The 12,675-nt window shown below is 70.5% G+C and carries 11 protein-coding genes; 5 read left to right on the top strand and 6 right to left on the bottom strand.

All coding sequences use genetic code 11. The features are described from left to right. The first annotated feature begins 176 nt into the window (after window positions 1-176). From ACH4C6_RS30720 to aroQ, 4 genes are all read left to right on the top strand, one after another. A complete protein-coding gene (locus tag ACH4C6_RS30720; RefSeq protein ID WP_398111915.1) occupies window positions 177-1,178 on the top strand; it encodes a TerC/Alx family metal homeostasis membrane protein in 1,002 nt (333 codons plus the stop codon). A 132-nt stretch (window positions 1,179-1,310) separates the two neighbouring features. Then, a complete protein-coding gene (locus tag ACH4C6_RS30715) occupies window positions 1,311-1,613 on the top strand; it encodes a hypothetical protein (protein WP_398111914.1) in 303 nt (100 codons plus the stop codon). A 72-nt stretch (window positions 1,614-1,685) separates the two neighbouring features. After that, window positions 1,686-2,786, top strand: a complete 1,101-nt coding sequence (locus ACH4C6_RS30710; protein ID WP_398111913.1) for a calcium:proton antiporter — start codon at window positions 1,686-1,688, stop codon at window positions 2,784-2,786. 211 nt (window positions 2,787-2,997) lie between these two features. Beyond that, window positions 2,998-3,471 carry a type II 3-dehydroquinate dehydratase gene (aroQ, locus tag ACH4C6_RS30705; protein ID WP_398111912.1) on the top strand — a complete coding sequence of 158 codons (474 nt, stop codon included), beginning with the start codon at window positions 2,998-3,000 and terminating at the stop codon, window positions 3,469-3,471. 78 nt (window positions 3,472-3,549) lie between these two features. Here the strand turns inward: aroQ and ACH4C6_RS30700 are convergent, their stop codons facing one another. Both ACH4C6_RS30700 and ACH4C6_RS30695 read right to left on the bottom strand, forming a co-directional pair. Next, window positions 3,550-4,206 (bottom strand): MBL fold metallo-hydrolase, encoded by a 657-nt coding sequence (locus ACH4C6_RS30700; RefSeq protein WP_398111911.1) that lies wholly within the window; start codon window positions 4,204-4,206, stop codon window positions 3,550-3,552. A gap of 35 nt (window positions 4,207-4,241) precedes the next feature. Beyond that, on the bottom strand, window positions 4,242-4,949 hold the full coding sequence (locus ACH4C6_RS30695; protein WP_398111910.1) for a maleylpyruvate isomerase family mycothiol-dependent enzyme: 708 nt from the start codon (window positions 4,947-4,949) through the stop codon (window positions 4,242-4,244). 221 nt (window positions 4,950-5,170) lie between these two features. Here ACH4C6_RS30695 and uvrA point away from each other — a divergent pair, with 221 nt between their 5' ends. Further along, the gene (gene uvrA, locus ACH4C6_RS30690) at window positions 5,171-8,236 is read left to right on the top strand and encodes an excinuclease ABC subunit UvrA (RefSeq protein WP_398111909.1); all 3,066 of its coding nucleotides are present in this window, start codon (window positions 5,171-5,173) and stop codon (window positions 8,234-8,236) included. A 222-nt stretch (window positions 8,237-8,458) separates the two neighbouring features. On the opposite strand, the gene ACH4C6_RS30685 is transcribed toward uvrA, so the two are convergent. The 4 genes from ACH4C6_RS30685 to ACH4C6_RS30670 form a co-directional block, all read right to left on the bottom strand. Next, on the bottom strand, window positions 8,459-9,367 hold the full coding sequence (locus tag ACH4C6_RS30685) for a carbohydrate kinase (protein WP_398111907.1): 909 nt from the start codon (window positions 9,365-9,367) through the stop codon (window positions 8,459-8,461). A gap of 125 nt (window positions 9,368-9,492) precedes the next feature. Beyond that, entirely contained in the window at window positions 9,493-10,596 is a 1,104-nt protein-coding gene (locus ACH4C6_RS30680; protein ID WP_398111906.1) for a LacI family DNA-binding transcriptional regulator, read from the bottom strand. A 419-nt stretch (window positions 10,597-11,015) separates the two neighbouring features. Continuing rightward, window positions 11,016-11,963, bottom strand: coding sequence for a hypothetical protein (locus ACH4C6_RS30675; protein ID WP_398111905.1), 948 nt, complete (start codon window positions 11,961-11,963; stop codon window positions 11,016-11,018). 361 nt (window positions 11,964-12,324) lie between these two features. Continuing rightward, a complete protein-coding gene (locus tag ACH4C6_RS30670; protein ID WP_398111904.1) occupies window positions 12,325-12,486 on the bottom strand; it encodes a hypothetical protein in 162 nt (53 codons plus the stop codon). Between the last annotated feature and the right edge of the window lie 189 nt (window positions 12,487-12,675).

Raw genomic sequence — 12,675 nt, 5'->3', positions numbered from 1 at the left:
CTCGTTCTTGGTGATTGGGTACTGTTGGCGGCACGGAGGGGAGTACTCCCTGTCTGCTGCGGCGTACCCGTCAATACGGATCAGGCCAGATCCCGGGGCGTCGGCCCAACCTTGGGTGGAAGAGACCTCCGGCAGCGATGACGCTGACATTTGCCGTTACGACTGCCGGAGGCGCAGTGGATGTTTCCGTGACCCTATGGGTCCTGACGATCGTGGGCCTCGCCGCCCTCATCGCGGTCGACTTCTTCATCGGCCGCAAGCCGCACGACGTGTCGATCAAGGAAGCCGGGATCTGGACGGCCGTCTGGATCGTCCTCGCCGCCCTGTTCGGACTGGGCCTGCTCGTGTTCGCGGGCGGGCAGCCGGCCGGTGAGTTCTTCGCCGGCTTCATCACGGAGAAGTCGCTGAGTGTCGACAACCTCTTCGTGTTCGTCCTGATCATGGCCAAGTTCGCGGTGCCTACGCAGTACCAGCAGCGCGTGCTGCTGATCGGTGTGCTCATCGCCCTGGTCCTGCGTGCGATCTTCATCGCCGCCGGTGCGGCGATCCTCGCCAGCTTCTCGTGGGTGTTCTACATCTTCGGCGCCTTCCTCATCTGGACCGCCTGGAAGCTCATCCAGGAGGCCCGGGCCGACGACGAGGACGAGGAGTTCGAGGAGAACAAGCTGCTCAAGGCGGCCGAGCGCCGCTTCGGTGTGGCGGACCGGTACCACGGCACCAAGCTGTGGATCGAGGAGAACGGCAAGCGGGTCATGACCCCGATGCTGGTCGTGATGCTCGCGATTGGCACCACCGACGTGCTGTTCGCCCTCGACTCCATCCCCGCGATCTTCGGTCTGACGCAGGACCCGTACATCGTCTTCACGGCCAACGCGTTCGCCCTGATGGGCCTGCGCCAGCTGTACTTCCTCATCGGCGGCCTGCTGAAGAAGCTGGTCCACCTGAGCTACGGACTGTCGATCATCCTGGGCTTCATCGGCGTGAAGCTGGTGCTGCACGCCTTGCACGAGTCCGGGGTGCACGTCCCCGAGATCAGCATTCCGGTCTCGCTCGGCGTGATCTGCTCCGTCCTGATCGTCACCACGATCACCAGTCTGCGCGCCTCCAAGAAGCAGGCGGCGGCCGAGGCGGCGCAGGACAAGGGCGGCGACGCCACGAAGGACAGCGTCGACGTCTGATCGCGCCCGCCGTGCAGCGCAACCACCGCCGCCGGGAGCGGAGTGCGGCGAATTGCCGACCTCCGCTCCCGGTGCTTGCTTGGTCGCAGGCGCGTTCCCGGCCCGGGGACGCCGTGGCCGGCGGGAGACACCATGAAATTCGTCCAGATCATCGACTTCGAGACCGAGCGCCTGGAAGAGATGCAGCGGGAGGTCCGGGAAGCGGGGCAGCGCAACGCCGGCCGCTCCGGCGGCCCGACGCGCAGCGTGCTGCTCAAGGACCGGGACAAGCCCCACCGCTACCTGGCGCTGATCGAGTTCGATTCGTTCGAGGAGGCCATGCACAACAGTGATGACCCGGAGACTAGCGCCATGGCGGAACGACTCGACGCACTCAGCATCGGCGAGCGGAGGTACACCAACTGCGATGTGGTGGACGAGCATGACCTCACCTAGCCCGGCCGCACGTCTTCACGAACCCGGCGTGACCGGAGTGCGGGGCCCCCTCGCCTCTGGGACGATCACCGCATGACCGCTCGGCGCAGGCCGCTCGCAGCGCAGTGGACGACCTTGGTGCCGCTGCTCGCTGTCGTGCTGCTGGTCCTCACCTGGGGGCGTGATCTGCCGGCGGCGGTCGTCGCCCTGGTGACCCTCGTCCTGGCGGGTGCCGTCCTGGCGGCGGTCCACCACGCCGAGGTGGTGGCCCACCGGGTGGGAGAACCGTTCGGCTCGCTCGTCCTCGCCGTGGCCGTGACGATCATCGAGGTCGCGCTCATCGTCACCCTGATGATCGACGGCGGTGACAAGAGCGCGACCCTGGCGCGGGACACCGTCTTCGCGGCCGTGATGATCACCTGCAACGGCATCGTCGGGCTGTGCCTGCTCGTCGCCTCCCTGCGGCACGGCACGGCCGTCTTCAACCCCGAGGGCACCGGCGCCGCGCTGGCGACCGTCGCGACGCTGGCCACGCTCAGCCTGGTGCTGCCCACGTTCACCACCAGCAAGCCGGGGCCGGAGTTCTCCACCGTCCAGCTGACCTTCGCGGCCTTGTCCTCACTGGTCCTCTACGGCCTGTTCGTCGCGACGCAGACCGTACGGCACCGGGACTACTTCCTGCCGATCACCCGGCACGGCGAGGTCATCACCGCCGAGGAACACGCCGAGGCGCCCACCGCCCGCACCGCGATGATCAGCCTCGGACTGCTGGGCCTCGCCCTCATCGGTGTGGTCGGCCTGGCCAAGGGCGTCTCGCCCACCATCGAGTCGGGAGTGGAGGCCGCCGGGCTGCACCACGCCGTCGTCGGCGTGGTCATCGCGCTGCTCGTGCTGCTCCCGGAGACCATCGCCGCCCTGCGCTCCGCCCGCCGCGACCGGGTGCAGACCAGCATGAACCTCGCCCTGGGCTCGGCCATGGCCAGCATCGGCCTCACCATTCCCGCCGTGGCCCTCGCGTCCCTGTGGCTCTCCGGCCCACTGGTGCTCGGCCTGGGAGCCACGCACATGGTGCTGCTCGCCCTCACCGTGGTGGTGGCCTCGCTGACGGTCGTGCCGGGACGGGCCACCCCATTGCAGGGCGGAGTGCACCTGGTGCTGTTCGCGGCGTACCTGGAGCTCGCGATCAACCCGTAGGCGCGCACGTCCCGAAGAGGGCCGGCAGGCCCGAGGAGGGGGAGAGCACGGCGATCCGGTCGCCCGGGGACGGCTTGGGCGGGTACGTCGGGCTGATCGGGCTCGTCATGCCCGGAGACTACGGCCGGACGGGCCGTCGGCGCACCGTGATAAACCGGCGGTGAGCAGCGGTCCGTCACGGGCCGCCCACCCCGTCCGGACCGGAGGAACCGTGCCCCGCACCCTGGCCAACGCCCCGATCATGATCCTCAACGGCCCCAACCTGAACCTGCTCGGCCAGCGGCAGCCGGAGATCTACGGCTCCGACACCCTCGCCGACGTCGAGGCCCTGTGTGTGAAGGCGGCGGCCGCGCACGGCGGCACGGTCGACTTCCGGCAGTCCAACCACGAGGGGGAGCTGGTCGACTGGATCCAGGAGGCGCGGCTGCACCACTGCGGCATCGTGATCAACCCCGGCGCCTACTCGCACACCTCCGTCGCCCTCCTGGACGCTCTCAACACCTGCGACGGCATGCCGGTGCTGGAGGTCCACATCTCCAACATCCACCAGCGCGAGTCGTTCCGGCACCACTCCTACGTGTCGCTGCGCGCCGACGGTGTCATCGCGGGCTGCGGCGTGCAGGGGTACGTGTTCGGAGTCGAGCGGGTGGCCGCGCTGGCCGGGACGGGGATGGCGGACGCGTAGGACCGTCGGACAGGGTGGCCACCCTGGCTGCGCCCCGCGCGAGCCTTCACGCCCCACGCGGGCACCCGCGCCCCTGCTTCACCACCCGCGTGCGCGCCACTCGGGGAGTTGCGGACGCTCGGCGCCCAGGCTGGTGTCGTGGCCATGGCCCGGGTAGACCCAGGTCTCGTCCGGCAGGACGTCGAAGATCTTCGTCTCGACGTCGTGGAGGAGGCTGGCGAACGCCTCCGGATCCTGGTGGGTGTTGCCCACACCTCCGGGGAAAAGGCAGTCCCCCGTGAACACATGGGGGTGCCCGTGTGGATCGTCGTACACGAGGGCGATCGAGCCGGGCGTGTGCCCGACCAGGTGGCGCGCGGTGAGTTCCACGCGCCCCACCTGGACGGTGTCGCCGTCGTCGACGAGCACATCGGTGCGTACGGGAATGCCCTCGGCGTCCTCCCGGCCCGCGTATGTGCGGGCCCCTGTCGCTCCCACCACCTCGGCGAGCGCCTGCCAGTGGTCGCCGTGCCGGTGGGTCGTCACGACCGAGGCGATGCCGTCGCTCCCGATCATGCCGAGCAGGGCGGACGCGTCGTTCGCGGCGTCGATCAGCAACTGCTCGTCCGTGGCCCGACAGCGCAGCAGATAGGCGTTGTTGTTCATCGGGCCGACCGCGATCTTGGTGATCATCAGGTCCTTGAGCTCGTGCACGTCGGCAGGCCCGCCGACCGTCACCTGTCCGCTGTACGTCATGCCCGTCAGCCTATAGCGGGGGAGCGGCCCGGGTCCTAGAGCGGCGGCAGCGCCGGGAGCGGACCGCCGTCCACGGTCAGTGCCGCTCCGGTGCGGCGGCCGGCGAGCCACCCCACGAGATCGGCCGGGGAACCCGTGACGGTCACCGCGGCACCGCCGTCCTCCGCCGCAGCGCCGTCGGCGGCGCGACCGGTGCTCCACGCGCGCGTGCCGTCCGTGACGCGGGTCGGCGGCACGTCGGGGTGGCCGCTGAACCGTGCGGTGAGGAACTCGATCTCCCGTTCGGTGAACTCGGCCGGCAGGTCCTCCAGGTCGTACCCGATGCCCAGGTCGACGTGGTGCAGCTCCACCTCGACCCAGCGCCGGAACGGCACCCGGGACGCGGAGTCCGTGACACCGTTGCGCAGCTCCACCGTGCGCGACCAGTCCGCGGGGGCGTCCCCGGTGTCCTGGAAGCGGGCCGCGCTCTCGCGCAGGTCGGCGAGCTGGACGTCGAGGGCGCGCGGGGCGTCCCGCTCGATGTCGTGGTCCCGGGCTTCGGCGGAGACGTACATGGGCCGTCCCTGGAGGACGTTCACGAGGGCGTCCGCGTTGCGGGCCAGGTGGGCCAGCACGTGACCCCGGCTCCAGCCGGGCAGCCGTGACGGCTGCGTCACAGCCGCGTTGTCCAGTTTGCCGACTGCGGTCAGCAGCCGTTCCGTCGCGTCACGTACAGACGCCAGGTCATGAGCGTGATCAATCATGGTGCTGACCCTAGCCCCGCCACTCGTTCGGGTGAAGGTGGTGAAGGAGTGCCGTTATTCGAAAGCACGTGCTATATGGTCGGACGTGGCGTCGGGCATGCTGGAGAGCCGGGGATTGTTGACACCCGTGAATCCTTCCGGCGTTGTCAGTGGCTCCCCCTAGTCTGGGAAAGACGGGGGCCTCGCCCCTGTCACTTCTCTCAAGAAAGGTGCGGACCGGCGTGGCCGACCGTCTCATCGTCCGTGGAGCGCGCGAGCACAACCTGAAGAACGTCTCGCTCGACCTCCCGCGCGACTCGCTCATCGTCTTCACGGGCCTGTCGGGGTCGGGCAAGTCCTCGCTGGCCTTCGACACGATCTTCGCCGAGGGGCAGCGGCGTTACGTCGAGTCGCTCTCCTCCTACGCCCGGCAGTTCCTCGGCCAGATGGACAAGCCGGACGTCGACTTCATCGAGGGCCTCTCCCCGGCCGTCTCCATCGACCAGAAGTCGACCTCGCGCAACCCGCGCTCCACGGTCGGCACCATCACCGAGGTCTACGACTACCTGCGGCTGCTCTTCGCCCGCATCGGCAAGCCGCACTGCCCCCAGTGCGGCCGCCCCATCTCCCGCCAGTCGCCGCAGGCCATCGTCGACCGGGTCCTGGAACTGCCCGAGGGCAGCCGCTTCCAGGTGCTGTCGCCGCTGGTGCGCGAGCGCAAGGGCGAGTTCGTCGACCTCTTCGCGGACCTGCAGACCAAGGGCTACTCCCGCGCGCGCGTGGACGGCGAGACGGTGCAGCTGTCGAACCCGCCCACGCTGAAGAAGCAGGAGAAGCACACCATCGAGGTGGTCGTCGACCGCCTCACGGTCAAGGACGGCGCCAAGCGCCGCCTCACCGACTCCGTCGAGACGGCCCTGGGCCTGTCCGGCGGCATGGTCGTGCTGGACTTCGTCGACCTCCCCGAGGACGACCCCGAGCGCGAGCGCATGTTCTCGGAGCACCTGTACTGCCCGTACGACGACCTGTCCTTCGAGGAGCTGGAGCCCCGCTCCTTCTCCTTCAACTCGCCCTTCGGCGCCTGCCCGGAGTGCACCGGCATCGGCACGCGCATGGAGGTCGACCCGGAGCTGATCGTCCCGGACCCGGACAAGAGCCTCGACGAGGGCGCCATCCACCCCTGGTCCCACGGTCACACCAAGGACTACTTCGCCCGTCTGATCGGTGCCCTCGCCGACGCGCTCGGCTTCCGCACGGACATCCCCTTCGGCGGCCTGCCGCAGCGCGCCAAGAAGGCCCTGCTGTACGGCCACAAGACCCAGGTCGAGGTGCGCTACCGCAACCGCTACGGGCGCGAGCGCCGCTACACCACGGCCTTCGAAGGTGCCGTCCCCTTCGTCAAGCGCCGGCACAGCGAGGCCGAGAGCGACTCCAGCCGCGAGCGCTTCGAGGGCTACATGCGCGAGGTGCCCTGCCCCACCTGCGAGGGCACGCGACTGAAGCCGATCGTCCTCGCGGTCACGATCATGGGCAAGTCCATCGCCGAGGTCTCCGCCATGTCGATCAGCGACTGCGCCGACTTCCTGGGCGAGCTGAAGCTCACCGCCCGCGACAAGAAGATCGCCGAGCGCGTCCTGAAGGAGGTCAACGAGCGGCTGCGCTTCCTGGTCGACGTCGGCCTGGACTACCTCTCCCTCAACCGCGCGGCCGGCACCCTCTCCGGCGGCGAGGCCCAGCGCATCCGCCTGGCCACCCAGATCGGCTCCGGCCTCGTCGGCGTGCTCTACGTCCTCGACGAGCCGTCCATCGGCCTGCACCAGCGCGACAACCACCGGCTCATCGAGACCCTGGTCCGGCTGCGCGACATGGGCAACACGCTCATCGTCGTCGAGCACGACGAGGACACCATCAAGGTCGCCGACTGGGTCGTCGACATCGGCCCCGGCGCCGGTGAGCACGGCGGCAAGGTCGTGCACAGCGGATCCCTGAAGGAACTGCTGGCCAACGACGAGTCGCAGACCGGCCAGTACCTGTCCGGCAAGAAGGCCATCCCGCTGCCCGAGATCCGCCGCCCGCTGGACCCCTCCCGGCAGCTCACCGTGCACGGAGCCCGGGAGAACAACCTCCAGGACATCGACGTGTCCTTCCCGCTGGGCGTCTTCACCGCCGTCACGGGCGTGTCCGGTTCGGGCAAGTCGACCCTGGTCAACGACATCCTGTACACGCACCTGGCCCGCGAGCTGAACGGCGCGAGGAACGTGCCCGGGCGGCACACGCGCGTGGAGGGCGACGACCTCGTCGACAAGGTCGTCCACGTCGACCAGTCGCCCATCGGCCGCACCCCGCGGTCCAACCCGGCGACGTACACCGGCGTCTTCGACCACATCCGCAAGCTGTTCGCCGAGACCACCGAGGCGAAGGTCCGCGGCTACATGCCCGGCCGCTTCTCCTTCAACGTCAAGGGCGGCCGCTGCGAGAACTGCGCCGGCGACGGCACCATCAAGATCGAGATGAACTTCCTCCCGGACGTCTACGTCCCGTGCGAGGTCTGCCACGGCGCCCGGTACAACCGGGAGACCCTGGAGGTCCACTACAAGGGCAAGTCCATCGCTGAGGTCCTGAACATGCCCATCGAGGAGGCGACCGACTTCTTCGAGGCCGTCCCCGCGATCGCCCGGCACCTCAACACCCTCAAGGACGTCGGCCTCGGCTACGTCCGCCTCGGCCAGGCCGCGACGACCCTGTCCGGCGGCGAGGCGCAGCGCGTGAAGCTCGCCAGCGAACTGCAGAAGCGCTCCACCGGCCGCACGGTCTACGTCCTGGACGAGCCGACCACAGGTCTGCACTTCGAGGACATCAGCAAGCTGCTGAAGGTCCTCTCCGGCCTGGTCGACAAGGGCAACACGGTCATCGTCATCGAGCACAACCTCGACGTGATCAAGACGGCCGACTGGATCGTCGACATGGGTCCCGAGGGCGGCGCGGGCGGCGGACTGGTCGTCGCCGAGGGCACGCCCGAGCAGGTCGCCGCCGTTCCGGCCAGCCACACCGGCAAGTTCCTGCGGGAGATCCTCGGGGCGGACCGCGTCAGCGACGCGTCCTCGTCCTCGGTGAAGGCACCGCGCCGCACGGCAAAGAAGACGGTCCCGGCGCAGTCCAGGGCCACCCGAACCGCCACCACGTCGGTCGGCGCCGCCAAGAAGGCCGCGGCCAAGAAGTCCGCGACCACGAAGTCCGGGACCACGAAGTCCGGGACCACGACCACGAAGGCCGCCGCGAAGAAGACGACGCGGACGGCCAAGGGCTGATCCCGGCGATCGGCGTCCGCGCACGCCGATCGCCTGCCGATGATGCGCCGTGCCCCCACCGGGACCTCCCGGGGGCACGGCGCGTCGTTGTTTGTCGGGCCGCACACCGGGGCCCGGTCGATAGGACGCTCGGCGAGCCCACCAGGGGTCCGCCCTCCGGAGGGTCTTGCCTCCCGGGCCTCCGGATTTGCGGGGGGTCCGGCTTTGCGGGACTGATGCCCGTCAGTCCTCCAGTTCGCGGGCGTACGGCGGCTCCGCGCCCGCCCGTGAGCACGTCACCGCCGCCGCACGGGCCGCGAACCGCAGCAGCTCCGTCCAGCCGTCCTCGCCCAGACCGGTCACACCCCGGTCGGTGAGGGCGTCACGGACGGCGAGTCCGTGCAGCAGCGCCGCGTTCACGGTGTCGCCCGCGCCGATCGTGTCGACGACCTCGACCCGCTCGCCCGGCACGGCGTACTCGCCGCCGTCGCGCGTGTACGCGGTCAGACCGGCACCACCCCGGGTGACCACGACGGCCGCCGGTCCGGATGCCAGCCACTCCTGGGGGGTGCCGCCGAGCCACTCGGCGTCCTCCGCGGACAGTTTCAGCAGCGACACCGACGGCAGCCAGCTCTTGAACCGTGCCCGGTAGGCGTCCGGGTCCGCGATCAGCCCCGGTCGGATGTTCGGATCAAGGGCCGTGAACACGCCATGCCCGGCGGCCGCACGCATCAACTCCTCGTACGCGCTCGCCCCTGGCTCCAGTACGAGCGAGCACGTCCCGAACGAGACGGCACGGGTCCCGGGCGGCAGCGCCGTCGGTGCCGTGAACAGGCGGTCCGCCGTCCCTTCGACGTAGAACGCGTACGCGGCGGACCCGTCCTCGTCGAGCGTCGCCACGGCCAGCGACGTGGGTTCGCCACCACGCTGCACCGACGACACGTCCACTCCGGTCGTGCGGAGCCGGTCCAGCAGGGCCTCACCGAAGGCGTCGTTCGACACCCGCGAACAGAACGCGGTGGGGGAGCCGAGACGGCCGAGCGCCACGGCCGTGTTGAACGGGCCGCCGCCGAGCGCGGGCTGCAGCGCCGCCAGGGCGCCCGCGCCCTGCGGTACCAGGTCGATCAGTGCCTCACCGGCGACGACGATCACGACGGGGTCCCTTCTCCGGACGGATGGATGCGAGGACGAGTCCTCGGGCGGGTTCACGGGCAAGTTCTGGGGCGGGTTCGCATGCGAGTTCCCGGGCGGGTCCACGGGTGACTTTTCCGACGGGTTCACCGGCGGGTCTCGACGTCGGACGGATCGTCGCTCGGCTTCCCGGGGCGTTTGTGCGGCACGCTCGTGGCCGGGCTCTCCGACGGGTCGGGGCAGCCGCAGGACGTGCGGTGGACGAAGGTGCAGGGGAGCCGCACGGTCCGGGCGGGCCGGTCCGGCTCGCCCAGGCGCTCCAGCAGCACGCGGACGGCCCGGGCACCGATCTCCTTGCTGGGCTGGGCCACGGCGGTGAGCCGGGGCGAGAACAGGTCCGCCCACGCGAAGTCGTCGAAGCAGCACAGCGCCATGCCGTCCGGCACGGACACGCCGCGGGCGCGCAGGGCCCGCAGGGCGCCGATGGTCATGGCGTTGTTGCCGGTCACCAGAGCGGTGGGGGGCGCGCCGCTGGAGAGCAGGTCGGCGGTCGCCCGCTCGGCGCCGGCCGACTCGGAGTCGCCGTGTACCAGGAGCCGCTCGTCGTACGAGAGCCCCGAGAAGGCGAGACCACTGCGGTAGCCCATGATCCGTTCGCTGGTGGTGCTGAGCCCCGGCAGCCCCGCCACCAGCCCGATCCGCCGATGTCCCAGCCCTGCGAGATGGGTGACCAGCCGGGACATCGGTTCGGCGTTGTCAGCGCACACCTGGTCGAAGCGGGGGCCGCCCTCCGCGTTCGGCGGATCCACCAGCCGGTCGAGCAGCACGGCCGGCACACAGTGCCGCGACAGGTAGGCCAGCAGCTCGCGCGGCTTTGCCGAGGGCGCGACGATCATGCCGTCCACCCGGCGTTCGTGGAGCAACTGGACGACCTTGCGCTCGTGCTCGGGGTCGTCGTGCGGATCGGCGATGAGCAGGCTGTAGCCGGCCTCCAGAGCCGCCGCCTCGACGCCCTGCAGGATCTCCGTGAAGTACGGGTTGCTGATCGCCGACACGGCCAGGCCGATGGACCGGGTACGAGCCGTCACCAGGGAACGGGCCAGCGTGTTCGTCGTGTAGCCCAGCTCCTCCACGGCGTCCAGCACTGCCTGGCGGGTATGGGGGAGCACCGGCCGCGTGTCGTTCAGGACGTGTGAGACGGTCGCCACGGAGACTCCGGCGCTCCGCGCGACGTCGGCCATGGTGGCCATGCCGCTCCCCTCTCTTCTCCGATCGGGCTCAGGCGGGGAAGGTATCGCATTGCGGGGGGTGCGTAAACGCTTACGTAAGCGTTTACGTCGCCGAGTTTCTAAGCCCGCCGCTGCGGTGCGCACGCGTCCGGGTGGCGGGTGGCGGGTGGCGGGCGGCGGGCCGGTGGGCGCGAGGGTAAGCAAGCGAGCAAGGGTATGCGTGCGTTGGTGAGGGGCGTTCGCGCAAGCGCCTACGCGAGCGTTTACGCCGATGACGTCCGCCGCCGCAGCGCCTCACACCACCGACTGCGCGAACGCTGTCGCAAGCGCTTACACGAGCTGCGGCAGCGGCATGAGCGCTGCGGTCGTGCGCCCCGTAAGCGCCTACGCAAGCGCTTACGCGCGACCGGCCCCAGCCCTCCCACCCCCCACCCCCACCCCTACTCCCAATCCCACCCGATCCCCAGGAACCCGGATCGAACCCGAGGCTCGACCAGGTGGACCGAGCGGTGGTGCCCGCTGATCGGCAGCTCCTGGCACCCGCTGCGCGGTGCCGCCGCCGAGTGCTGGGCGAAGCGGTGGCAGCGCTGTGGGAGGGCGGCGGCGTCGAAGGAGACCTGGAGTGCGTACTGGCCGCCGGGGGAGTCGAAGCCGCGGACGTACTCCCGTGACACGCCGGCCGTTCCGTCCTCCACGCCGTAGCGGAAGAGGAATGTGTCCCCGGAGCGCAGCCGGGTGTCGAACAGCAGCTCGGCCGCCAGGACGCCCGTGTCGCTGTGCCGGCGCACGCGCCCGAGGCGGCAGTTCTCCAGGGGGTGCACCCGTATGCGCTCCGGGACGGCGCCCCGGTCGCCGTGGTGGACGGCGATGAAGCGGTCGACGCCGTCGCGGTGGGCGCGCACGATGTGGTGTGACTCGCGTTCGGCCAGCTCGCGCCGGGCCCCGATCCGCAGGCGTTCGTGGTGGGCGAGGGTGTGCAGCCCGGCGTCCGCAGGGCTGTCCAGTTCGGCAAGCAGCTGGTCGAGGACCCCCGAGGCCTCGACGAGGGAGCGGTAGGAGCGGGCGGCGGACCGCTGCCCGGCCGGGCCGTCGCCGGGTCCGGCCAGCAGCCGGATCAGCGACTCCTCGGGCAGGTCTAGGATCTCCTCCAGGGCCCGCACGGCACGCAGGGACTCCGGGCGCTGCGGGCGGCGGGCACCCTGCTGCCAGTAACTGAGGCTGGTGACGCCCACTTTCACGCCCCGACGGGACAGGTGGTGCTGCACGCGTTGCAGCGGCAGCCCCCGGGCGGCGATCGCGGCACGCAGGGCGACGTGGAAGGGCCCGCCCCGCAGGACCGAGTCCAGTTCCGTGGGAGCGACGTCGGCGAGCTGTGTGGCGTGCGGCATGCAGGGGCCTCTCTGTGAGTCGGCAACGGCTGGTCAGACCGTTCGCACAGTGCTCCCGGGGCGCCCCGTCGGGGTGGGCAGAGGTTCTTCACATCCGTACGCCGACGTTCAGGCCCCGAGTTCCCCCGCATTGAAGCGTGTTGACCTGGTCCCGACAACACCTGATGCCGGACAGTGACGCACTCCCGGCCGGAGCGTTCCGGACAGTGACGCACTCGAGCCGGGTCGGGCGGGGACGGGCCGGGACAGGACCGGCCAGGACGGGACGGGACGGTACGGGCCGGATCGGGCCGGGACATGCGAACGCCCGGGGCGTGCGCCCCGGGCGTTCAAGGTGACGGTGTGCTTCCAGACCGTGTCTCTAGGTGCGTTCGTTCCCGGCACGCTCCTCGAGGGCCAGCCTCTTGGCCCGCACTATGTCGGGGTCACGGGGGTCCAGCGCGTCGCCCAGGGCGAACGGCTCGTCCGCGTACCGGCGGGCACGGGTCGTGCGCCGGTTCTTCTCGATCCGCATCCGCTTCATCCGCGCAGCCCTCCGACCCGTGGCCCGTACCGCCCCGCGTGGGAGCGGCCGGTCCGCCTGACAACCTGTGTCTGCACCGACACGCCTCCGCCCGCCCGGACGTCGCCGTGCCCCGTGGGAAGCCTGCATTCCCGCTCCCGGGCCCCGGTAATCCCGGAGCGGGACATGCCGTTGGAAACTGCCCGCTCA

It is taken from the genome of Streptomyces sp. NPDC017943 (assembly GCF_044328425.1).
In the GTDB taxonomy this organism is placed as follows: Bacteria; Actinomycetota; Actinomycetes; order Streptomycetales; family Streptomycetaceae; genus Streptomyces; species Streptomyces djakartensis_A.
This window is presented reverse-complemented; position numbering and strand designations above follow the sequence as displayed.

What these genes read in the sequence shown, in the direction of transcription:
- ACH4C6_RS30680 (WP_398111906.1), bottom strand. Translation starts at nt 10,596, where the DNA reads ATGGCCACCATGGCCGACGTCGCGCGGAGCGCCGGAGTCTCCGTGGCG.
- ACH4C6_RS30695 (WP_398111910.1), bottom strand. Translation starts at nt 4,949, where the DNA reads ATGATTGATCACGCTCATGACCTGGCGTCTGTACGTGACGCGACGGAA.
- ACH4C6_RS30670 (WP_398111904.1), bottom strand. Translation starts at nt 12,486, where the DNA reads ATGAAGCGGATGCGGATCGAGAAGAACCGGCGCACGACCCGTGCCCGC.
- ACH4C6_RS30715 (WP_398111914.1), top strand. Translation starts at nt 1,311, where the DNA reads ATGAAATTCGTCCAGATCATCGACTTCGAGACCGAGCGCCTGGAAGAG.
- ACH4C6_RS30700 (WP_398111911.1), bottom strand. Translation starts at nt 4,206, where the DNA reads ATGACGTACAGCGGACAGGTGACGGTCGGCGGGCCTGCCGACGTGCAC.
- ACH4C6_RS30710 (WP_398111913.1), top strand. Translation starts at nt 1,686, where the DNA reads ATGACCGCTCGGCGCAGGCCGCTCGCAGCGCAGTGGACGACCTTGGTG.
- ACH4C6_RS30675 (WP_398111905.1), bottom strand. Translation starts at nt 11,963, where the DNA reads ATGCCGCACGCCACACAGCTCGCCGACGTCGCTCCCACGGAACTGGAC.